Source organism: Bacillus sp. LNXM12-1, from assembly GCF_003004375.1.
GTDB lineage: Bacteria > Bacillota > Bacilli > Bacillales > Bacillaceae > Bacillus.
The window spans coordinates 795768-818533 of sequence record NZ_PVWX01000002.1 but is presented as its reverse complement, the minus strand read 5'-3'; the positions used below and the strand labels follow the sequence as shown (position 1 = coordinate 818533).

Sequence of the window (22766 nt, the reverse complement as noted above, 5' to 3'; positions counted from 1 at the left end):
TTAATACCATATTTTTACAAATAGTACGTTTTTACATTTTTAAGAAGTATAATAGATTGGTGCTGCCAACAATTTAAATCATTCGAAGAGGTGAATTGTCTTGAAAAAACTCATCTGTATTGTTGCTGTCATGCTCTTTCTATCCTCTGCAAGTTATACGTATGCAGGCACAATTGGAGATCCACCTGGGACGCCGGGGAAGTGGTTTAAAGGAGAAGAGCCCGTTCAAAAAGACGAGTCAAAACCACCACTTGTTTTTGTTCATGGCATTAACAGCTCCTCCTCCACTTGGTCCGATCGAAACGATATGGCAAAGCAGGCTGTTCTGAACGGATACGAAAGCGCATTCATAGATTTGCATCCAGATCAGGACATGAAAAAGAACGGCAAACTATTAGCAGAAAAGCTCAAAGAAATCTATGATGCGTTTGGTAGAAAACTCATCGTGATTGGTCATAGTAAAGGCGGGGTCGATACACAGTCCGCACTGGTGTATTTCAAAGCACATCCCTATGTGGAAAAGGTCATTACTCTCGGCTCTCCTCATAACGGGACACCGCTTGCGGATCTAGCGTATAGCAAGGGCGGAAGCTGGCTCGCGCAAATTCTTGGACAAAAAAGCGACGCGCTTTATTCTTTGCAAACCGGTCTGATGGCGGCTTTTCGAAGTGAAACCGACCAGCTGGAGGCGTTTCCCAATAAATATGTCACCTACTCTGGCTCGGAATGGGGAACATTTGGCGGTGTGCTGTATTTAGGCGGCATGTATTTAAAGAGCTTTGGTGCAAATGATGGCGCCGTCACAGTAAACAGCACAAGACTATCGTATGCAAACAATATTTTAACAGGAAAATGGGATCATCATTCAATCAAAAACGGCACAAGTATGTTTCCTGTGTTCCAGCATCAGCTTCTGGCAAATGTCGCAAGCGCTGAAAATGAAAATAAAGAGGAACAAGAGCCCGTTTCTGCTGAGCTGAATACAGATGTTTATGTGAAAGGTGGAGAAAGTGAAAAGGATAAAACAGAAGCGTTCTATGTAGAGGAAGGAACGAATGGCTTATCGATTCAGTGGTTAAATGAAAGGCAGGAGACGCGGCCAGAAATCATCGCCCCAAATGGAGACGTCTTAACAAACCTTAAGACATCGGAAGCATCTTTCCCATATGAAGGCGCATATTCACACCATGTGCAAATCAATAAGCCCGTTCCTGGAAAATGGACGATTCGATCGAATTCAGGCAAAAAGGCTCCTTATCTGCTGCTTGTATCCTTTGATTCACCATTAAATGAAGAAATTAAAGCAGCTGCATCGAAGTCAGGGGATGCATCGACCCATTCAAGCGGTCTGATTAAACGGTTAAGCAAATCAGTGGAAACCAATTACTTTAAAGATGCACAAAAGGACCATCCACTGAAAACAAGTACCTCATCAGCCATTCAATTGAAAAAAGAAGGTGCTTATTCCGTCACGGTGCATTACACCGGACTCACTACGTCAGGAACATCTGCGTTTAACCGTACCGTTATTCGCACGTTGTATGTCGATCAGCACGGAACGATTCATGGAGACATTCCATACTAAACAGAGCGTTTCATGGGCTGGAGTGCCTGCTGCACTTTCTGATCCAAATCAGCAATCTTTTTCATTGCCAATGATTCGTCTATTTGTCTGTAATGGTGGTGTCCGCCAGGCTCTTCATCCATTTCATCTGCTTTCTTCACAATTTGCTGGAGTGTGTCCTTATGGAGGTCGCCCTCTGGCAAATATGAATCCGTATGAAGCAGAATCGCAAGTGCAATATCTTTGGCTGCTTTTGGTTCCTCCCCGAGCCGTATGAGCAGTTTGTGTGCCCGCTCTGCACCTTTAATGGCATGAATATCATTTCTTCTATATGTCTCGTAATCCCATTCTCCGCCGGCTGTATACCATTCATAGTGGCCGATATCATGCAAGAGTGCTGCTTTCACAACCAGATCTGGGTTAATTCCCGCCTGCATCGCCAGCTTGAATGCGTGATAAGCACAAGCAATCGCATGGGCTTTTCCTGAACGATTTAAATACTTTTGAGCAACTGGATGGGTGTAAACATCCATTAATGTAACCTTTCTCATGGAAACCCCTCCTTATCTATATTTTTAGCATCCTAACATATTCTGAAAAGAAACTCAAATGTTCTGTTATATTTTCTATGAGTCTCAAGATTAGCTTATGTCAAATCAGCTGGTTTTGCTTGTACAAGACGAAAAAAGCAGTCGTGATGACTGCTTTTTCACATACTCACGTGCATCGTATACGCATCCGCCAGCTGGATCATCCGCTAAAAGATCGATCAAAATACCTGCGACTTCATCTGGACTCTTCAGCGTGCCTGTTTCATATAATTGCTGAAAACGGTCAATTTGTTCGAAGTCCTGTTTTGATGACTTCCGAATCTCCCCCTGCATATCTGTATCAATGGTGCCGGGGGAAAATGAAAACGTGTTGATTGGATACGCCTCGTCCTGCTGTTCCTCATGCAAAGTCCTCATAAACATATCAAGTCCTGCCTTTGAGCTGCAATACGCACTCCAGCCTTTATAAGGGTTTTTCGCCGCTCCAGAAGAAAGGTGAACGATCGTTTTCTTTCCGCTATATGATTGAGTCTGCTTGGTAAAAACATGGCTCAGCAAAACAGGGATGACAAGATTCAACGTATAATGCTGATGAAGCGTATCCTGTCCGACTTGCCCCACACGTTTGATAGGTGTCACCATGCCTGCATTATTGACGAATAAGATGTCATCAGCAGCTGCCAGTGTTTGCGGCGTGAGACTATCTTGAAGCCATTTGGCTGCTGCTTTCTCATCTGTCAGGTCGACCTGTGTATGTGTGAGCTCCGGATGGTAAATCGGCGATGCACTTCTTGCTGCCGTATACACATGGTCCCCGCGTGAAAGCAGCCGGTTCACAAGTGCTAGACCAAATCCTTTTGATCCGCCTGTAACGATTGAAATTCGAATGACAATCTCCTCCCTTGATAACACTATTTTACGTAGTGGTGGAACGGTATGACATCAAGCAATCTGCATAAGAAAAGCCTGCCTCTTTTCAAAGAGACAGGCTATTTCTTTTCAGCCTTCACATTCACCTTAGGAATCAGAATGAACATCACGACAATGCCAAAGACGATTAAGAAACCAAAGATGATGGGAAGCAGTGCTGATGTCTGCTTCTTGTGATCATCGCCAGAAGGTGCTGATACAGCGGCATCACGAAAAGAGATATTCATCTCTTCCATCATGTGAGCTGATGTTTTGGGCGGGTTCTCTTTTAGATCACTGAAAAGCTGCGGAGAAAGAGACCCTCCCGGAGTTTTAGGCGGTTCAGCAAAATGAATGTCTGTTTTGACTGTTGATGTCTTTTTGCTTTGTTCGTATTTCGTTTGATCCCTCAATATACTTGAGTTAATATTGAGTTCTTTTTCCTGATATTCATTCGGCTTGACATTTGTATCCGTATCTTCACCAGCAGCGAAAGCAGCAGGAATGAGGAGAAAAAGGGACATGACACCAAGTGCCACCCCTTTCACGAACAGATTAAGCCTCATGAGTCACATCACGTTCCTCCGTTTTATCTTTCCATAGCTTTGTCACAAGCGGGATGGCCATGAAGAGGACAGTTAAAATCACTAATCCTATAACACCCATTCCAAAGTGATCTCCATTTCCATATTGGATGGATAGGTACACGTCTGTCACTGGATTTGTGAAATAGAAATTCGGCATCACCAAATCAATTAATGGTGCGACAAAGAAGAAAATAAGCGCCGTTGCTGCCATCCATCCGGCAATAGAGCCGAAAAGGAACGCCGTGCGAATAAAGGCGGAACAAGCCACTAATAGTAAAATCGTGAAAATGGACCACTGAATCGCTTGATCATCTGCAAGCTTGTAAATGTTCAGTCCAAACAAGCTGATCATGAGTCCGACTAATAGATTTAAGATGCCAAACAGTGCACCTTTAACCAGCATCGGAGCTGCCGCATAATACGAGCTGAAAAAGCCAATTAACAAACTACTGATCATCACAATGACCAAAATGACCACTGGCGGTACCGTCTGCGTTTTTTCTTCTGGCACATCACCGCTGATTTTCAGCGGATTGGCTAAGTGGTTATACACATAGTTGCTGTTGCCTTGATCACTCAATGTGTTTCCTAAAATACCTTTCAAATCTTGCTGAACAAGCTTCGTAGAGTTGACATTCTTGCTCCAGTTTTCATTCAGCGTATCCGCTTTTTCTTGAACTGTTGTCACACTCTCTTCAATGTTATTCGTATAATCCGCCACCCCTTTTTGGCGGTCGGTTAACGAACTCATATTTTCAGAAAGACGAAGCACTTCCTGACCAATTGAATCCTGTGCACTGACAACAATTGAACTGCCTGCAAGGTCTGCCGTATACACTGCATCTCCTTGATCAGCCATTTGCTCCGCAACATTGTCCGCACTTTCAGAGATTGTATTTAATTCCTGTTCCATGCTTGCCTGCTGAGTCGAAATGTATTCTGCATAGCCATCTGAAAACTTCTGCATCTCATCAATAAAAGTAGACACATCATCGTTTGACGTCAGCATCTGGTTTTTGAGCGTATCCCAGTTTTCTGTTTCCTCTTTTTTGATGGAGAGGATGGACTGGATTTTCTCTTCTTTTGTGTCTAGTAGAGAAGAGTTATTAGATGGTTGATAGACATTTGCAATCATCAGCTCTAGCTGGGAGAGTTGATTGGAATAGTCCATTAATTTTTTAGTGTCTGTTGATTTTGTATCAAACTTTTCCTCAAAAAGATCATCAGCAAAGGCTCCACCAATTGGTGAGTTTCTGCGCTTCAGCTCTTTTACTTTACTTACAATGGATGATTCTTGATTTTGGATTTCATTCGGAATGACGTTATATCGATCTTGTAACCATAGAAACTTTTTTTCAAGTTTACCTATTTTATCAGAAAGATCCTTAAGCTCCTTACTCATCTGACTCACTTTGTCTTTCAATTCGTCATTATGAGCGGCAGCTTTTTCTTGAATCTTCTTTTTCACTTCTTCTAAACGAGTAGAGAGTGCTTTAAGGTCATCCTGAGATGAATTCGTGCTGCCGGTATCTGGCTGAGCAGGATTTTCATCGCCTTCACCTTCTTTGCCATCTTCAGTAGAAGGCGGCGTCTCCTGTTCTCCTAATTCATCTGCAAGGTTGTTCATTTCTGTTGAAATTTGCGAGAGCTCATTTGTTTCTTCATCTAGGTTAATCCCAATCTCTTCTGGTTTTTCATTATCTTGATCTGATGGCCCGTCATCATCAGAGTCAACTGGACGCTCAGGCTCATCCATCAACTCTTGCCGTTTAGCCAATAGCTTCGTTTGCAAGGCTGATATCTTATTTCGATAGTCTTTTAAGTAACGATCTTCATACTTTTTAATCAGTTCTTCTTGAGACGCCATCACAAGATCCGTTAATCCCGTTGCTTGCTTAGGAATGGCGTCCTCTCTTGACTTTTGAACAGATTGAATGGCGCTGTCAGTTGTGTTCAGCTGACTTTGTACCCCGTTGATGTCTGTTTTTAGTCCGCCCATTTGATCACTAAAGCTGCGGGCATTTTGGTTTTGAATATCAGCAAGCTGTTTGAGCCCTTGCTGGATTTGTTTTTGACTTGTCGATTGCGCTTTGATCAAGAGGTCCTTTTGTTTGTCTTGATACTGCTGGTATTGATCGACTGCTTTCACAAAGTCCTTTAACTGGTTCTTTGCTTCTTCTGTTGTACTCAAACCGTCTTTATACTGTTTCTGTGAATCGGTCATCGCATTTTTTAATTCTTCTATTTGTTTCTTCTGCTGCTGAACGGCATCTGATAATTTGTTTGAGTTCGGCTTATAGAAGTTATACATCGTGTTTTGGAATTCGACTTCTTTGCCGACAATATGCTCAAACTCTTCTCTGACATTGCCGATTTCCTGTGATACAAAACTCCAGTATAACGTCGACATCTGTTCATTCATTTTCTTTTGCGCATTTTCCAGCTCTCTTTGCACTTTCTCTTTATTGACTGAATTGAGCTGGTCTTGAATAGAAAATTGAATGGATGCCTTTTCAGGGTGGTCTTTATCATAGCTGAGCACATTTTTAGAGAAATCAGACGGAATATAGAGGACAGCGTCATACTTTCTGTTTTTCAGTCCATTTTCCGCCGCACTGCGATTCACTACGGTCCATGTATAATCTGGACGCTCTGATAATGCTGCCACGACATCCTGTCCGAAACGAGCGGTGTTTTCACTTTCGCTCGCTCCCATATCTTCATTGACCACAGCAATATTACGTGTGGCATTCTTTTTCTGTTTTGCCGGGTCATCTCCAATGAGGTGGAAAAATAAAACCGGCAGAACAAGAATCAATATCATGGTCGATACGATTTTGATGGAGCTTTTTTGCTGCTCTGTCATTGAACACTCTTCCTTTCTACCGCACATAAAGGAACCTGGATTTTCTTCTCTTTCCCGTTTTCAACCAAATACCCGAACCCTGGCTGAATATCTGGTTCTTGTCTTGCATATGGAAGCGGTATGATGTTTTGCTCTGATTTTTTCATGAGTAACATGGCATGACGAACTTGTTTGATTTCGTTTGTGAGTGCATCATAGCCTTTACTGAATTCGGTATGATTCCCTGATGCGATCAGGCTAAAGCCTAGGTGTGCATATGACTTCATGAAATCAGCCAATTGATCTTGAAGACGCGGATCGATCGTCTGCTGAAAACGCGTAATGCCATCAATCACAAGCACAATTTGAGGGAACGACAACTGATCGGTCTCTCCCCTGCGTACAGCTTCGACGTACATCTCTTCCCGCACCTTGAATAAACGGTCTATTTCCTCTGCCCATTCGGTAATATCATCCTTTGTTTCAAGGTAATCGATATTCTCTTCCTTTGCATAATGGGAAAGACCCCGATCAATCGAATCAAACACGGCCAGTTTCTCAGGTTTTGCTGCTAAAAGCTGATCAAGCATCAGTTTTGTCACATTTGTTTTCCCTCGCTGCGTTTGACCGATGATGAGGCAGTGTTTATTCTTTTTCAAGTCAAAGTAAACAGGTGCAACAGATTCCTCATCTAGTCCGACTGGAATGTCATACGGCTGTTTTTGTTCTTCTAAACGACTCTCTAGCTCCCAAATGGTCAGTTTATCAGGAAGCATTGGCACAGGCTTTGGTTTTTCAGCTGTTTCAAAGCGATCATGAAGAAGCTGTATCTCTTCTTTCAAATGCTCAAACAGTTCGAGATCGTTCTCTCCTTCAACTGGCAGGAACATTTGCGCAAAGTAAAGCTCTTCTTTGTTGATAATGACTCGTCCTGGAATCGGTTCTAAGCTGAATTTCGGTCTGCCAATAATCGAATACGCCTCTCCTTGATCCATTAAGTAATGGACGACCTTTGTTTTCAAGTTGTTCATAAGAGATTGGCGGACTGCGTTTACCCGAGTCGCTGTAATCAAGAAGTAAATTCCTAATGATTGTCCATCACGGCTCAGCTGGATAAATTCAGATTCAAGTTCATGCATTTCGTCTTTGACAATGTCAAAGTTGTCGATCACGATGAAAATGAACGGGAGCTTTTTCTCATTTAAGGCGTTGTACATTTTGATATGACTCATTTCTTGCTGCCTGAACAACCGTTTGCGGTATTCAACCTCTTCCCGCAAACGCGTCATCGACTTTTGAATCTTTCTCATTTGATCCATTAAGAAATAATCCGCCGTGTGCGGCAGCTTGGCTAACGGAAGCAATGTCCCGTTTCCGAAGTCATAAATATACGCATGCCATTCTTCAGGTGAATATCTCTCCGCAAAACTCATGAGCAGTGTTGTCGCAGCAAGTGATTTGCCGTAGCCGGAGGAACCGAAGATTCCAATGTTCCCATCTTCCATCATTTGATAAGAAAGTGGATGCTGGCTTTGCTGATCTGGCTCATCGACAAGCGCAAAATGGAAGACATGCTCTTCACTCGACGCATAACGTGATTTTGGAATCCGTTCTTCAAGCGGTGGAAGCCATGGACTTGGGAGCTTCTCAATCCCAAGCTCCTGCTGCATACGTTCAATTTCATCCACAACAGCAGAAATCTCCGATACTGTCTCTTTCTTCACTGCCGGCTCTGTGCTTACCCCTGATAACGGAATGAGTCCAGTATCTGTCACAATGGCAATGTCATCTTCTGATCCGTAGCCATCTTCCATATAAGGCGCACCGCTCCAAGCTGATTGGAACAATTCATAAATTTCATTGTTCCCCACTTGTAAGTAGCCGCGGCCTGTAACGGTAATGGACGCCGCATCACTATTTTTCAAAATTTCCTTACTGTCTGACGCATCTTGTACTTTTAGTGCCACCTTAAAGCGGGAGTTACTCCAAATTTGATCATCGATGACTCCGCCTGGCTTTTGTGTAGCCAAAATGAGATGGACCCCGAGGCTTCGGCCGATACGTGCAGCACTGACAAGCTCCCTGATAAAGTCCGGCTCTTCACTTTTTAATTCAGCAAACTCATCAGAGATTAAGAATAAATGAGGCATTGCCTGTTCAGCCTTTTTCTCCTTATAGAGCTTCGTATAATCATTGATGTGATTCACATGATATTGATCAAACAACCGTTGTCTTTTCTTCAATTCACTTTTAATTGAGGCAAGCGCTCTTTCACTAAAGTTTTTGCTGCCTTCAATATTGGTGATGGTGCCAAGTAAATGAGGAATATTTCGGAACGGCTGCGCCATTCCGCCTCCTTTATAGTCAATCAATAGGAAAGCGACTTCATGTGGATGAAAGTGTACAGCGAGCGATAAAATGTACGTCTGTAAAAATTCACTTTTCCCTGATCCTGTTGTTCCCGCCAACAGGCCGTGCGGACCGTGTGCTTTTTCATGCAGATTCAGATCCACAATGTCATTTTTCCCTTTATAACCGATTGGCACAGATAGTGATTTGGCCGTTTCCGATGTGAGCCATTTTTCACGAATGCCAATGTCGTCTACCTGTTTGGCATGAAAAAGATCAAGGAAGGAGACCGTTTCAGGAATCGAGTTGGTCATTCCAACTTGATGATCTAATGTTCTCAGTGTTCTGGCAAACAGCTCATTGTCCCCGCGCTCATGTGTATCAAGCTGAAATGGAATTCGGACGGCTTTCTTGTGCTGAATGAGAATATCTCCTTCTTCTTCGTTAATATAACGGACAAGCGTCGAGATATTTTCAGCTAAGCTTTCCTTTGTTTCAGCAGCAAAGATAATTGAGATGCCAAGGTCAGTCCGGCTGCCTTCTAAATATTCTAAAATCACATGTTCAGCAATAAGCTCGTGATTTGTCACGATAAACACAAAGTGAGGCGTAAAGATTTTTTTCTCTTTTTCTTCTTCTAAATCACGCTCACGTAAAATTTCATAAATCGAGGACAACAGCTGATCGCGTGTTTGTTCGTTGTAAATAAACCCTTTGCCGTATGTATGAGGCAGCTGGAAATGCGGAAGCCATTTCATCCATTCCCAATTCTCATACTCCTGCTCATGAAAAATAAAGACAAATCTCAAATCGTGATAGCTGTGCGAGAAAGCAAGCTGTCCGACAAGTTGATGAAGCTCCTTTTTCACAATGGCTGGCTTTCCAATCAAGCCTGTTGGGCCATCTGCAAGACCAAATGTAATGGGTACATCCTTCACTTCACGATAGACCTGTTGCATGTGCTGCGTTTGTTCCATTAAGTCATCCATGTCACGATTGGCCATATCGCCACCGCTCATCGATAATTCATAGCTTGATGGGACTGCACCCGTCCCAAGACGCAGCTGCAAGAAATCGTCACTCACAAGTGTTTTTTCCCAAATCCGGCCGCTAATTTCTGACGTTAAGTACTTCATTTGTTCAAATGACGGATAATGATACGTCAAAATATATTGCTGGCGGTCGTAGAGCTCTTGCAGCTCTTTTCGTTTATTTTCTAAGTATAGAGAATAGACTCGCTGCCGTTTCTCTTCCCGTCTTTTGCGTTGTGATTTCTCTTTAAAGTATTGAACGGACGATGTGATTAAGGTCATGATAAACATCGCCATCGACACGACAATAAAGATCCCGCGCGGCTGGACAAGAGCGACAATTCCCATCACAAGGAGCATCACAAGCGGCGGAAGGACAACAAGCCAAAGCCCTCTGCTGTTATTTTCACTCTCCTGCGAAGGAAAGCTAAAGGATACCCGGTCATCTGGCAGGTCATAAATTAAACGAGGTGTTCGTCTATATAAAGGATATTTTTGTTTTGTTTCTGTGCTTGGTGCTTTTGTTTTTTCCAAACGTGTTTGAAATGGTTCATATGCAGTCACCTGCAATAAATCATCATCTTTCAATGTCACCGTTAGAAAGTTCCAGAACAGTTCATCTCCAGTATAAACCTTCTCTGGACCATGGATTTTTTTCCCGTTCACATAAATCGTCTCGTCCTGAGGCATGACATACCAAGTTCCTTCGATTTTCTCCAAAGTAAACTGGCTCGCATCTTGAAACATGGAATGCGCTTGTTCTTTCCACACATCAATACCATCTTTTTCCTCACGTGAAAAAGACAGCTCGACTCTATTTCCTAGGTAATAAATGTGTTGGTCATGATGTGCTTCCATTAACATAAGTGTAAGTGATCCAAGTTTATATGGTTCATGTAGAAGTAATGTGCCTTTCTTCCCTTCACCCTGATAAATGGAAAAGCCATCATTCGGTTCATCGGGAGATAAACGGATGACCCCTTCATCAAACGAAAGTGTAGGGATTGTCACCGTATGCTCTATTTCAGGTCCAATCACAGCTTCTCGATTGAACTGCTCGTCTAAACGGACGGTTTGATAATCCTCCTCATAAAAAACCCAAAGAAGACTCAAACGCTCCACCTCCTCATGGGACAGCAGCAACTGTCAGTTGTATCGAAAGAATTATTTTTTCTCATCTTTTTTCGTCTGAGAGGTTTTCTTTTTCGCTTCAGATTCTTTCTCTTTTTTCTCTTGATCGGCTTTTGACTGCTCTTTTTGTTCAGCTGTTTCATCTGTTTGGCTTGCGCCCGAGGAGTCGTTGGTGCTTGTCTCCGTTGTTTCTTTTTCTTCATATTTCGCCATTTCCTTAATAATCGGGTCTAGCTGTTTTTGTTTTTCTTCTGCAGTAAGACTGTCATCGTTTTGAATGTCATTGCGGTAGGCGACGAGTGCCGTGAATATGTACCGGTCATCTCCAAGTACACGTGCAATATCAAGTGCTTCCTTGCTATTGCCTTGTCCAATATGAATCCAGAAAAGGAAATATTGCGGATCAGTCTGTAATGTGTATGTATCTGTGATTTCTTTTTTATGCTGATCGAGTAACAGGTTGCCTTGATTCGTTTGTACATACGAAATGGCCAGTTCATATTGAAGAGAGACCGGCATTTGATTGGCTGAATATTTTTCTAACGTATCCACCACTTGGCTGTACTGTTTGTTGAGATAATATTTGTTTGCCTCGACATACGCTTCTTGTTTCGGCATCGCAAAAAAGAAGGTGTAAATGGTGTACACCAATGCCGGGATTAATAGGACAAGCAGACCTAGTCCGATATATCGTTCGATCTTCCATTTCTTTTTCGGAATGGTTAATAGCGTTTTCTCTTTCGTTTCAATCGCTTCGATTTTTTGCTGAGTGAGGGCAGACAATTCTTCCAGCGACTGCGTTTCAACGATTTCTTTTGCCAGTTCAGATAGTTTCAGCGTCTCACTGTATGCCACATATTCCTGAAACTGATATTCATGGTCCACCACTCGAAGAATGACGGCTTTGACTTCTTTTAATAAACGATGTTCATCCGTTTCATATGGCGGGATGCTTTCTTTGACGCCGTAATGCAAAAATGCAGGAGCTAAGCCTTGATGAAAAACAATGTTTTCAGGAGAAACAATAGGATGCAGCCGCTTCACGTCGTGTTTGCACACTGCATCGACAAGCTGGTATGAAAAAATCCATTTGCTTTTTTCATCCTTTGCATGGATGAAACGAAATTCCTGATAGGCAGGAGGCGGTTGAATAGAAATGATGACCTCATCTTCAGTTAATTGAATCTCTTTTTTGAATGAAGGATTGATGTCTTTGGTCGGTGCCGCTTCTAAACCGTCTAAGAGTTTAATTGTCTCTCTTTGAAAAATGAAGCTGTAGGTGCCACCCTCTTTTTTCATCACTGCTTCTAATTGTTCTTCTAAATAGGAACTCTTTTTATCTGCCATTTACAAAAGTCCTTTCATAGTATTTCCAGCCTGTCTCCTGTGGTGATTCCACAGTCTGACAGCTTATATTCGCCTGAAAACACAGCTTTCTTATTGACTACTCGCACCCAGCCGCCTTCTCGCTTAGGAAGTGAGATTTGTTTTGCCTGCCAGGCGATATGGATGACTTGTTTAATATGTAAATAATTTGATAGTCTCAAATCAAACACACTGCCATCATAATTTTTTAAGTCGATGGTAATATCGATATACACAAATTTCCACCTCACAAAATAGAAAGAGCGCCGGCATCCATTGACACACTCGGCGCTTTTTCTGCTTTTCACACTTAGAAAGGAAATCCCTTTGATTAGCCGCGGATTTGGCTTGCGATGTCTTGGTCAGTGCTTTCAAGTGTATTTGCCGTTTGATCAAGCTGATTGCTGACATCTGTTAATAGATCAGACATTTTGATGAATGAAGGCTTTAACTGCTCGTATTGATCAGCAAATGCTTCACTAGAAGCACCTTCCCACATTCCTTTTAAATCAGAGATCATTCTATTTAGACGATCAACTTGGTTTAACACTTCTTGACTTTCAACACCATATTGCTTAGCGGTCGCTCTTAGTTCTTCTGGGGTTACGCGAATAATTCCTGACATATTCCTCATTACCTCCCGTGCATAGCCGCCATATAATGGGCTAATCCACTTATTTTTTGACGTTATTATTATAAAAACAGAAATGATACACAGTCAAACAAATCTGTTTTTATTTTACAAAATGAGTCTATGGAATTACTGTTTTTTCGCTTTTTATCTAGTATTTAACATTTTTTTGGTCATATATTCTTAATAAGTGTAGACACACTTCACTGAATCTTTCCGCCTATTGATTTATTACTACGTTATTATTGTACTATTTCTTTTTCGCCTACTTTTAGCATCGATGCGCTCGCTTCTCAGAGCGATCTCTTTTTTAAATTTATGGCATTTTGTTATTGATTTACGTACCTCTTTCTCTTCATAATGTAAGTACGTGAAATATTCGAAAAAGCAGGGATTTTTATGACAAAAAAGACAGATCCATTTAAGTACAGCCTTGATCGTTTAGAGGATGTGGCAGACCAAATTAGTGATGTGCTCAATTGCCCTATTACTATAGAAGATACGCATCATCGATTGTTGGCTTATAGCACACATAATGATTTTACTGATCCCGCCAGAACTTCAACCATTATCTCCCGCCGGGTACCGGAAAAAGTCATTAATCGGCTTTGGAAGGACGGCATCATTCCTACACTCCTTAAAACAGACGAACCGCTTCGTGTCCCTCAAATTGCAGAGGTGGGTTTATCTAGCAGGGTTGCCATTTCAATCTGGAAGGACAAAGAAGTACTCGGTTTTATCTGGGCGATTGAGTCCACACAGCCTTTTTCAGAAGAAGAAATGGACCTTCTGAAGATGGCAGCACATGCTGTTAAAAACAAATTACTTAACTTACAAATTCGCAAAACGAAAACAGAAGAACGCAATCAGGAGCTTTTCTGGAAGATGCTCACAGGTCATATTCATGAAAAGGATGAGATGCTAGACCTATTTTTAAGACTTGGCATCAGATGTCCAGACACGTATGCCATCATCATTTTCCGCCTTCGTGACGAACTCACAGAAGACACAGAAAAAAAGCTATCTTACCTGCTTGAAACAACGCAGCAAGTCCAAGTGCTATTAACAACTGTTGATTTTCACGAATTCATTATTCTTGTCTCACCCAAAACGGAACACCCGCTGCACGATATTAAACAATTCACAAGCGGCATGCTGCAGCAGCTGTCTGACCGTTATCATATCCATCACGTTCAAGCAGCGATTGGTGGAATTTACGATAACATCTCTTATATTCAGCCTTCCTATAAAGAAGCACTGGCTGTATTAAAAACAAAAGAGCGCTTTCCTGTTGAAACCGAACGTTTACACAGTTTTTCTGAACTTGGTATTTATCAATATTTAGATGTCCTCGCTGAAAAACGAAGGGGCTCATCTTACTCCAGTTACTCTTTATCAAAGCTGGAAGATTACGACCTGAGGCATCATTCCAACCTAGTCGAAACCCTTGAACGATTTATTGACTGTGACAGCAATGCCAATATTGCCGCAAAGCAATTAAACATCCACATCAATACCTTGAATTACAGATTAAAACGTATTACAGACATTGCAGAAATAGATTTAAAAAACATGAATGAGAAAATGACCATATACCTTGATATGAAGCTTAAAAACGTCCATTTGTGAAATTTCACAAAGAGGCGTTTTTTTATTTTTTATTTCAACCGAAGCATTTTTTAAACATTCAGGATACACTAGACATACAATATGAATAGATAAGCATGGGAGGAATAAACATGATCATCGGCATTCCGAAAGAGATTAAGAACAATGAAAACCGAGTGGCATTAACACCAGGAGCAGCTTCTCAATTACTTTCAGCTGGACATCAGATTTTGATTGAAACAAACGCTGGTTTTGGAAGCGGATTCACTGATGACGATTATGTATCTGTTGGTGCAGAAATTCTTGATCAAGCGAAAGATGTGTGGGCATCTTCTGATATGATCATGAAGGTAAAAGAACCATTACCTGAGGAATATTCATATTTCAGAGAAGGACTCATCTTATTTACGTACCTGCATCTTGCCGCAGAGCCCTCCTTGGCTGAAGCTTTAAAACAAAAAGGCGTCACAGCTATTGCTTATGAAACAGTAACGGACGGAACATCACTCCCTCTCTTAACACCTATGTCTGAAGTGGCAGGCAGAATGGCCGCCCAAATCGGTGCACAATTTTTAGAAAAGCCAAAAGGCGGTAAAGGCATCTTGCTTGCAGGCGTACCGGGGGTATCAAGAGGAAAGGTCACGATTATAGGCGGCGGTGTTGTTGGAACAAACGCAGCGAAAATGGCGATTGGGCTTGGCGCAGATGTCACTCTTATTGACGTAAACGCAGAACGCTTACGTCAGCTGGACGATCAATTTGGTCATCAAATGAAAACGTTAATGTCTAACCCTGTCAACATCGCCGATTCAGTCAGTGAGGCAGACCTTCTCATTTGTGCGGTGCTGATCCCAGGTGCCAAAGCACCAACGCTTGTGACGGAAGAAATGGTGAAGCAAATGAAGCCCGGTTCCGTCATCGTAGACGTAGCCATTGACCAAGGCGGAATTGTTGAAACAATCGATCATATCACAACACATGATCAGCCTACTTATGAAAAACACGGTATTTTACATTATGCTGTCGCCAATATGCCTGGAGCCGTTCCACGGACATCGACTGTTGCTTTAACGAATGTCACCGTTCCATATGCGCTGCAAATTGCTAATAAAGGCGCTGCAAAAGCCATTCAAGAAAACAAAGCCATCGCAGAAGGTGTCAATGTCATGAACGGACATATCACATATGAAGCCGTCGCTCGTGATCTCGGCTATGATTATGTGCCAGTTCATCAAGCGATCGATGCGTCTTCTATGACAGAAGCTTAATACAGACCCGCCCATTTGATGGGCGGGTTTTATTGTTAACCCATAACAAAAACAGGTTGACAAATAACACTCATCCCCTTAATCTATTTGTACAGATAAGACAGGGGGAAACATCATGCAACAGAAAACAAGAACCGCTGATTTTGTGTTAGTCGGAATGTTTGCTGCACTCATGGCGATTGGTGCGAATATCACATCCATTGTACCGTTTTTACAGGTCGGCGGAATTCCAATTACGATGCAGCCGTTTTTTTGTGTACTTGCTGGTCTTTTGCTTGGCAGACGGCTTGGCGCATTAGCGATGATTGTGTATGCCTTGGTTGGAATTGCTGGCGCACCTGTATTCGCACAGTTTTCAGCAGGCTTTGGGGTGATTTTAGGCAAAAGCGGTGGTTTTATCTTATCGTATATTCCTGCTGCCTGGCTAGCTGGATTCATTTTAGAAAAAAGAAAAAACCCTGGCTTTGGCCGCTTTTTGCTTGCAGCTATTGCAGGTACGACCGTCATGTATCTGATCGGAACGACTTATACGTACCTCGCATTAAATGTGTGGCTAAATGCCCCAATTTCTTATCAAACCACGTGGTTTTTTATGATCTGGTTTATGGTGAAAGATTACACATTGACGATATTACTTGCGATGCTGGCACCTAAAATTTATCGCTCTGTTTCAAAAGCTACGTCCTTTCGAAAACAACAAGCCGCATCATAAGGGCAGACATCATCTACAAGTCGCATAGAAAAGAGCCTGTCTCCATTCAGGCTCTTTTTCCATCATTTATTCAGCGTATTGATCGATGATTCCTTCTAGCATTCCCTCAAGCACTTCTACATCTTCAAGATCTGCTGGACTGAAGCGGTAGCGTACCAGCTGTTCTCCATCGTTATACATCTCCTCAAGCCACCCTCTGAGGCCTCTTGCTCTGCGGTCGACTTCAAACACAATGTCTAAGCCGCCTTCATCTATCAGAAAAATCAACTCTAGCTCATCAAGCATATAGCGATAGTCGTCTGATGTCGGAATAAACTCAAATTCTTGAACAAATGGCAGACGGCGCTGGAAGTAAGGCGCTTGTTCACAGTCTGCTTCGTTCAGGTGGAAGCCAAGATTTCTAGTGGCCTCCAGTACATTTCTCACCCAAGGATGTGCTTCAACGAAAATGCGGTCATAGTCAGATTTATCGATTCCTCCTTGGATATCAAGGTCTGTCATTACTGCAATTTCTACTTTTCCGATCGTCATCGGGGTATCGATAGGAAGAATAAATGAAAACGGAAATTCATGCTTTTCTCCAGGCTGGATGGTAAAAGAATCCGTCACCCGTAAAGTAAAGATATTCACATATTTTCTATGCTCTTCATCATCTTTCACAATCACATACTGTGTTTGAATCTTGACATTGATATAGCGGATGTCCTGAGAGATTTTCCCGCCCTTTACATGGACGGTTCCCCTTACCTCTTGTCCTGGATAATAGGCGTTTTTCTCCAAAATAGTATCTACTTTCGCTGCACCAATCCCAGCACTTGCCGCTAGCTTTTTAAAAAATGACATCTCTCATCTTCCCCTTTTCATTTTTATCAGCATATATACGTAAGAAAGAGAAAGAAAGATTCATTTAATTCATACTTTAGACCTAATTATTTTTCACCTTCAGAAAGTGAACAAATGGATAAAACATCACAAAAAAAGCTTATAGAAAAAACAACGTTTTCTCTACAAGCTTTCATGTTAAAGAATAATTGCCGCAAGCCAGCCGAACAGGACAAGCGGAACATTATAAAATACGAAGGTTGGAACACAAGTACCCCAAATGTGGTGATGCTGTCCATCCATATTCAACCCAGATGTCGGTCCAAGCGTACTGTCACTTGCAGGTGAACCTGCATCCCCAACAGCCGCAGCTGAACCAATAATGGCAATGGTGGCTAGTGGGCTAAATCCTAAGTGCATACATAACGGAACAAAAATGGTTGTAATGATTGGAATCGTCGCAAAGGATGAACCGATCCCCATTGTCACAAGTAAACCAACTAATAGCATTAAAATGGCCGCTACGCTTTGATTGTTTCCAATGAACTGAGAAGATGCTTTCACTAGTTGTTCAATATCTCCTGTTTTCGTTAATACGTTGGCAAATCCAGCCGCTACAAGCATGACAAAGCCGATAAATGCCATCATATTCATACCGGAAGTAATCAGCGCATCCGCTTCATCTCGTTTCATCATGCCTGTGGCAAACAGAACAAGAAGGCCTGCCAGTGCACCGAAGATCATTCCTTCCACGCCAAGGCTTTGAGATAAATAAAGCTGGACAATGAGTGATACTAAAATAGCCAGCACTGCGAACAATAAGCTCTTTTTTGTATAAGCTGATTTTTCTACGTCCGTGATATCTCGATCCTCATATACTCTTGGCTTCCGATACACAAAAAGGGAAACAAGCAGCCCGAGCATCATGCCCCCTACAGGGATAAGCATGGCCAATGGAACATCTGTTAATTGAACAGTCAATCCTGCTTCTTTCATGTTATCACGGAGCATTCCGTGGAAAATCTGTCCAAAACCGACTGGAAGTAAAATATATGGTGCAGTGAGTCCGAAGGTCATGACACACGCTAGCAGTCTGCGGTCAATTTGAAGCTCGTTAAACACTTTTAATAATGGCGGAATTAAGACCGGAATAAAGGCAATGTGAACAGGAACGACGTTTTGTGAAAAACAAGATACGATCAAAATCACAAGAATGATCAGTACTTTTGATAATGTTTTTCTTCTTGAGTCTCCTTCTTTTCCTAGAAGCTTCACTGCTCCTTCAACCATGGCATCTGGAAGACCCGTTTTTGTCAGCGCCGCAGCAAATGCCCCTAAAAGTGCATAGCTAATGGCAACTGTCGCATTTCCTCCGAGCCCGTCAGTAAAGGCTTTCACTGTTCCTCCCAAGCCTAATCCACCTGCAAGTCCGCCAGCTAAAGCACCGAGTGCCAGCGCAATCACGACATTGACCCGCAGCAAGCTTAATATCAACATTAAAACAACCGCTAAAACAACTGCATTCATGGTGAAACCCCCGAAATCCTTTAGTTTACTAATGTAGTAGATAATTAAAGTACCAACGTATGTTACCATAGAAAATTTTCTTCGTCAAATGGCGTATGTCCTACATAAAAAAAGCTCCGCCATTTGGCAGAGCCTGATCCTTTATTTCTTTCCTTCAAATCGTTCCACAAATGTGGCCAATGACCGTACCATCACACCTGTCGCCCCTGTTGGCCCAAAGCATGAAGGCTTTTCTGTTGTTGCTGTTCCTGCAATATCTAAGTGAACCCAAGGCGTATCCTCAGCGAATTCACCAATGAATGCTCCTGCCATGATCGCATGACCATCGCGGCCTGGTGAGTTATTGAGATCCGCCATTTTGCTGTTTCGTACGCGCTTTTTATCTTTTTCAGTGATTGGCAGCTGCCAAATCATTTCACCGCATTCTTCTGATGCCTCTTTAAACTGAGCATATAGTTCATCGTTATTCGTCATGACGCCTGTTGTCTCATTTCCAAGTGCCACAATGACTCCGCCTGTTAATGTCGCCACGTCTATAAGAACCGAGGCACCGTGCTGCTTCGCATATGTCACCCCATCTGCTAAAACAAGACGACCCTCTGCATCCGTATTCAGTACTTCGATTGTTTTACCGCTAAGCGACACAATGACGTCATCTGGTTTCATGGCATCAGCCGAGATCATATTATCGGTTGAGGCAATGACAGCAATGACATTTTGCTCTGGGCGCAGTTCACCGATGATTTCCATGGCACCTAAAACAGAGGCTGAGCCGCCCATATCCGTTTTCATTCCAACCATACTGGCTCTTGGCTTTAAAGAATAGCCACCAGTATCATACGTGATACCTTTACCGACAAGCCCGATGACGTCTGTCCATTCTTCCTTGCCTTGATATTTCAGAACGATCAGCTTTGGTGGTTCTGTTGAGCCTCTATTGACAGCTAGAATTCCGCCCATCCCGAGCTCTTCCATCTGTTCTTTATCTAAAATTTCAATCTCAAATTCGTATTTATACGCAAGCTCTGCCGCGTACGAAGCCAGATCAGAGGATGTGAGCATGTTCGGCGGCATATTCACAAGGGTACGGGCCGAATTGACGGACTGTCCGTAGACCTCGCCCACTTTCAGACTTGCCTGAATTTCAGCTGTATCATGATCCGTCGTTGCATAAACAAACTCGATGAAGCGATCCGGTTCATTTGTTTTATGTTTAAAATCTTGTAATTCATATGTAGCTAAAAGGCAGCTTTCAGAAAGGGCATGGGCTGCATCTTGGGCAGGCAGATCCTTTCCAATAAACGTATCCAGCAAGACCGAAACCGCTTGCTTTTTATCTTGATGGAGCTTTTTAAATAAATGGGCAAACCCTTCTTTTGCCTCTTCAAACGTGTAATCTGATTCCTTCCCAAGTCCGACAAAATAAATGCGTTTGATGCCTGTCTCAGGGGATGGGAAAAACTTCGAAAGCTGATTTCGTTTAGATGAAATATCGCCTTCTTTTAATAATTCAGTGATTCTTCCTTCAAGTAATTCATCCATTTCTTTTGCTTTTCCTGATAATTGGCTCTTTTGAAAAAGTCCGATCACCAGTGTATCTTTATGTTGCAATTCATTTGTCGAGAAAAACATATTTATCACACGCTCCTTCAATGAACTCCATTTTTCACATTGGAACTTCTATTATATCAAAATTTACGTGCCTATACGATCATTGCCAGTCTGTCTTTACTTGATGAACATTTATATTTTCACACGCGGAAGGGCATCATGAAAAAAGCGATGAAAACTTGAGCAGCCCGCCTGCATTCTCCTCGTTCCACATCTACTTTCTTTAATGTTATAATTGAACATGGACTTGGCAGCATTTGATACTGCTATCATTTTTTCATCTTACTAGGGTATACAGTCCATCATTTCGCACCATATTTTTTCTTACAGAGAGGATGTTTCTTGTTCATGAGCGTACTGATGAATTTTCCGCTGCTTGCCAGCCTTGCAGCCATCTTTTTTGCTCAATTTGTAAAAGTACCGATTCAATTTATCATTTCTAGACGACTAGATTGGTCGCTCATTACAAGCACAGGCGGAATGCCAAGTTCACACTCCGCAGCCGTAACAGCACTCTCAACAGCAGTGGCTTTAGAGCACGGGCTAGATACATCTATCTTTGCCATTTCCGCCATCTTTGCCATTATTACCATGTTCGATGCGACAGGTGTGCGCAGACAGGCAGGAGAACAGGCGACTGTACTTAACAAGCTGGTAACAGATTTTAACCGATTTGTTTCTGAAGCAAAGAATTTCCCGAGTGCAGAAGAAAAAGAAAAGCAAAAGAAATTAAAAGAGCTTCTTGGTCATAAGCCGATTGAAGTCTTCTTTGGCGGCTTAACAGGGATCTTACTGACACTCATCTTAGATTATTACTTCATGTAGAAGCGAAAAAAGCTTTGGACCTAAAACTTGTCCAAAGCTTTTTTATTCTTTATTGGCTTGAAACTGCTGACGGAACACTTGCATTGATTCTGCTTCATTGAGCTGGTTTAAGTCTTTTTCCGTTAACGTCCCTTCGCCCTTTTTGATGATATACACATCAAGCACTTTTTTACCCCATTCTCTATACACATCATCTACGGTTTCATAGTATAAATCAAGCTTATGACCTTTAATGGCTTTTCCCGTATCTGCGACCACTCCGTAGCCATAGTTTGGGATAAACAGCACGGTTCCAATCGGAAAGACTGATGGGTCTGCTGCCACAGTTGAATATAAGTCACGTTTCACTTTGACGCCTGAATATGTAATGCCATATGCATGGTGTTCCTTCGTTTTACCTGTTGATTCCACACCTGCTGTATAACCTGTGGCGACAACCTTTTGCTTCGGGTAATCGTTCCAATTAAACGCTTCTTCGAGAGAAACAGCCCGCAAGTCATCACTTTTGAGTGCCATCGTTTCCCTTTTTTGCTGTTGGAAAAAAGAAGATACTTGCTTGCCAGGGTCAGTCTCTTTCACCCAGACAGCTAAATCACTTGGTTCAACTCCAGATATGCCCGTAAAGCTTGTCAAGAGAGCAAGCATGAAAAGGGCTGTCATGAACAATCGTTTCATCCATGTTTTCATCTTTATTTGTCACTCCTCTACCCATCTATTTGTTTCCAAACAAAATGGAAACTATGCAAAGGAGAAACAAAAAAACCCACTTGCATGTCTACAAGTGAGTTAAAACATTTGATACCCTCTTTTTCGAAGTGCATTGATGACAAAACCTGATGCAATTGCACCAATCAGACCGCTTAACAAGATAATGATATCTGCCGCAGCGAGAGAGACAATGCGTTCTCCTATCCCTGAAAAAGCAATGCCCGGTTCTCTGACATAAGCGATCATCTTTTGATTATTGATAATGAAAAGGCATACAATTGGATATAAAATAGCCATAATCCATGACATTCTCAGCAGCATATTGAGCAAAAAGCCAATACCGAAGAATAACACGAAAAATAAAATAACTGAAATGATAACGACTGGTAAACTGATCACTTCATCTCCACCCCCAAATATCCCATCATTAGTTTAACTTGGAAATAGAGATGAAGTCAATCAATGGAAAAAGCAGTTGGATTAAAGCTTCTTTCCTGTCCCTTTACATTCCTCACATGTTTCAGATCCGCCGAGCAATAGCTGAAAATATCCTTTCCCCGAACAATATAGACAGGTGGTCTTCTTCTCTTTTGTATGTGCATTCATATTGCTCACTCCCTTAATCTAAATTTTCTGATAATTTATCATACCATACTTTGCTTCCGATGACCAAGTAAGAAAATATGCCATAAAAAAACGTGTATCACGAGGATACACGTTTT

The 22766-nt window shown here is 42.1% G+C and carries 19 protein-coding genes; 5 read left to right on the top strand and 14 right to left on the bottom strand.

Translation table 11 applies throughout. From position 1 onward, the window contains the following. Positions 1-100 precede the first annotated feature (100 nt). Positions 101-1585, top strand: coding sequence for an esterase/lipase family protein (locus C6Y07_RS11600; protein WP_060597221.1), 1485 nt, complete (start codon positions 101-103; stop codon positions 1583-1585). Here C6Y07_RS11600 and C6Y07_RS11595 read toward each other — a convergent pair. From C6Y07_RS11595 to C6Y07_RS11560, 8 genes are all read right to left on the bottom strand, one after another. Further along, positions 1582-2115: an HD domain-containing protein gene (locus tag C6Y07_RS11595; RefSeq protein WP_106156707.1), complete on the bottom strand. Its 534-nt coding sequence runs from the start codon at positions 2113-2115 to the stop codon at positions 1582-1584. The genes C6Y07_RS11600 and C6Y07_RS11595 overlap by 4 nt on opposite strands. A 105-nt stretch (positions 2116-2220) precedes the next feature. After that, entirely contained in the window at positions 2221-3003 is a 783-nt protein-coding gene (locus C6Y07_RS11590; protein ID WP_223254148.1) for a (S)-benzoin forming benzil reductase, read from the bottom strand. A 101-nt stretch (positions 3004-3104) separates the two neighbouring features. Then, positions 3105-3590 carry a type VII secretion protein EssA gene (gene essA, locus C6Y07_RS11585; RefSeq protein WP_034659843.1) on the bottom strand — a complete coding sequence of 162 codons (486 nt, stop codon included), beginning with the start codon at positions 3588-3590 and terminating at the stop codon, positions 3105-3107. Next, positions 3580-6477 carry a type VII secretion protein EsaA gene (gene esaA, locus C6Y07_RS11580; protein ID WP_106156704.1) on the bottom strand — a complete coding sequence of 966 codons (2898 nt, stop codon included), beginning with the start codon at positions 6475-6477 and terminating at the stop codon, positions 3580-3582. Before esaA ends, essA begins: the two co-directional genes overlap by 11 nt. Continuing rightward, entirely contained in the window at positions 6474-10949 is a 4476-nt protein-coding gene (gene essC / locus C6Y07_RS11575; RefSeq protein ID WP_106156702.1) for a type VII secretion protein EssC, read from the bottom strand. Before essC ends, esaA begins: the two co-directional genes overlap by 4 nt. 51 nt (positions 10950-11000) lie before the next feature. After that, positions 11001-12314, bottom strand: a complete 1314-nt coding sequence (essB, locus tag C6Y07_RS11570; protein WP_106156701.1) for a type VII secretion protein EssB — start codon at positions 12312-12314, stop codon at positions 11001-11003. Positions 12315-12328: 14 nt separating this feature from the next. Next, entirely contained in the window at positions 12329-12568 is a 240-nt protein-coding gene (yukD, locus tag C6Y07_RS11565; protein WP_003213579.1) for an ESX secretion system protein YukD, read from the bottom strand. 95 nt (positions 12569-12663) lie between these two features. After that, complete coding sequence (locus C6Y07_RS11560; protein ID WP_003213769.1) at positions 12664-12957, bottom strand: WXG100 family type VII secretion target; 294 nt, start codon at positions 12955-12957, stop codon at positions 12664-12666. Between the two features lie 405 nt (positions 12958-13362). Between C6Y07_RS11560 and adeR the strand changes: the two genes are divergently transcribed. From adeR to C6Y07_RS11545, 3 genes are all read left to right on the top strand, one after another. Continuing rightward, positions 13363-14592 carry a sporulation transcriptional activator AdeR gene (adeR, locus tag C6Y07_RS11555; RefSeq protein ID WP_034659848.1) on the top strand — a complete coding sequence of 410 codons (1230 nt, stop codon included), beginning with the start codon at positions 13363-13365 and terminating at the stop codon, positions 14590-14592. A gap of 110 nt (positions 14593-14702) precedes the next feature. Next, on the top strand, positions 14703-15839 hold the full coding sequence (ald, locus tag C6Y07_RS11550; protein ID WP_060597226.1) for an alanine dehydrogenase: 1137 nt from the start codon (positions 14703-14705) through the stop codon (positions 15837-15839). A gap of 115 nt (positions 15840-15954) precedes the next feature. Then, a complete protein-coding gene (locus C6Y07_RS11545; RefSeq protein ID WP_106156699.1) occupies positions 15955-16551 on the top strand; it encodes a biotin transporter BioY in 597 nt (198 codons plus the stop codon). A gap of 66 nt (positions 16552-16617) precedes the next feature. Here C6Y07_RS11545 and C6Y07_RS11540 read toward each other — a convergent pair whose 3' ends face one another. The 3 genes from C6Y07_RS11540 to C6Y07_RS11530 form a co-directional block, all read right to left on the bottom strand. Further along, positions 16618-17394, bottom strand: a complete 777-nt coding sequence (locus C6Y07_RS11540) for a sporulation protein (protein ID WP_066030458.1) — start codon at positions 17392-17394, stop codon at positions 16618-16620. Between the two features lie 177 nt (positions 17395-17571). Next, on the bottom strand, positions 17572-18900 hold the full coding sequence (locus tag C6Y07_RS11535; RefSeq protein WP_066030457.1) for a Na+/H+ antiporter family protein: 1329 nt from the start codon (positions 18898-18900) through the stop codon (positions 17572-17574). A 141-nt stretch (positions 18901-19041) separates the two neighbouring features. Beyond that, entirely contained in the window at positions 19042-20532 is a 1491-nt protein-coding gene (locus tag C6Y07_RS11530) for a leucyl aminopeptidase (protein WP_066030456.1), read from the bottom strand. A 327-nt stretch (positions 20533-20859) separates the two neighbouring features. Between C6Y07_RS11530 and C6Y07_RS11525 the strand changes: the two genes are divergently transcribed. Continuing rightward, positions 20860-21336 carry a divergent PAP2 family protein gene (locus C6Y07_RS11525; protein ID WP_034659857.1) on the top strand — a complete coding sequence of 159 codons (477 nt, stop codon included), beginning with the start codon at positions 20860-20862 and terminating at the stop codon, positions 21334-21336. Positions 21337-21378: 42 nt separating this feature from the next. Here C6Y07_RS11525 and C6Y07_RS11520 read toward each other — a convergent pair whose 3' ends face one another. From C6Y07_RS11520 to C6Y07_RS18950, 3 genes are all read right to left on the bottom strand, one after another. Beyond that, the gene (locus C6Y07_RS11520; RefSeq protein ID WP_106036546.1) at positions 21379-22023 is read right to left on the bottom strand and encodes a 3D domain-containing protein; all 645 of its coding nucleotides are present in this window, start codon (positions 22021-22023) and stop codon (positions 21379-21381) included. 99 nt (positions 22024-22122) lie between these two features. Continuing rightward, entirely contained in the window at positions 22123-22443 is a 321-nt protein-coding gene (locus C6Y07_RS11515; RefSeq protein WP_034659859.1) for a YuiB family protein, read from the bottom strand. 81 nt (positions 22444-22524) lie between these two features. Beyond that, positions 22525-22650, bottom strand: coding sequence for a YuiA family protein (locus C6Y07_RS18950; RefSeq protein ID WP_181185437.1), 126 nt, complete (start codon positions 22648-22650; stop codon positions 22525-22527). Between the last annotated feature and the right edge of the window lie 116 nt (positions 22651-22766).

Bases quoted from the DNA above. Each gene is read 5' to 3' on its own strand.
- adeR (WP_034659848.1), top strand. From the start codon at position 13,363: ATGACAAAAAAGACAGATCCATTTAAGTACAGCCTTGATCGTTTAGAG.
- ald (WP_060597226.1), top strand. From the start codon at position 14,703: ATGATCATCGGCATTCCGAAAGAGATTAAGAACAATGAAAACCGAGTG.
- C6Y07_RS18950 (WP_181185437.1), bottom strand. From the start codon at position 22,650: ATGAATGCACATACAAAAGAGAAGAAGACCACCTGTCTATATTGTTCG.
- C6Y07_RS11540 (WP_066030458.1), bottom strand. From the start codon at position 17,394: ATGTCATTTTTTAAAAAGCTAGCGGCAAGTGCTGGGATTGGTGCAGCG.
- C6Y07_RS11535 (WP_066030457.1), bottom strand. From the start codon at position 18,900: ATGAATGCAGTTGTTTTAGCGGTTGTTTTAATGTTGATATTAAGCTTG.
- C6Y07_RS11560 (WP_003213769.1), bottom strand. From the start codon at position 12,957: ATGTCAGGAATTATTCGCGTAACCCCAGAAGAACTAAGAGCGACCGCT.
- C6Y07_RS11525 (WP_034659857.1), top strand. From the start codon at position 20,860: ATGAGCGTACTGATGAATTTTCCGCTGCTTGCCAGCCTTGCAGCCATC.
- esaA (WP_106156704.1), bottom strand. From the start codon at position 6,477: ATGACAGAGCAGCAAAAAAGCTCCATCAAAATCGTATCGACCATGATA.
- C6Y07_RS11545 (WP_106156699.1), top strand. From the start codon at position 15,955: ATGCAACAGAAAACAAGAACCGCTGATTTTGTGTTAGTCGGAATGTTT.
- essA (WP_034659843.1), bottom strand. From the start codon at position 3,590: ATGAGGCTTAATCTGTTCGTGAAAGGGGTGGCACTTGGTGTCATGTCC.
- essB (WP_106156701.1), bottom strand. From the start codon at position 12,314: ATGGCAGATAAAAAGAGTTCCTATTTAGAAGAACAATTAGAAGCAGTG.
- C6Y07_RS11520 (WP_106036546.1), bottom strand. From the start codon at position 22,023: ATGAAAACATGGATGAAACGATTGTTCATGACAGCCCTTTTCATGCTT.
- C6Y07_RS11530 (WP_066030456.1), bottom strand. From the start codon at position 20,532: ATGTTTTTCTCGACAAATGAATTGCAACATAAAGATACACTGGTGATC.
- C6Y07_RS11595 (WP_106156707.1), bottom strand. From the start codon at position 2,115: ATGAGAAAGGTTACATTAATGGATGTTTACACCCATCCAGTTGCTCAA.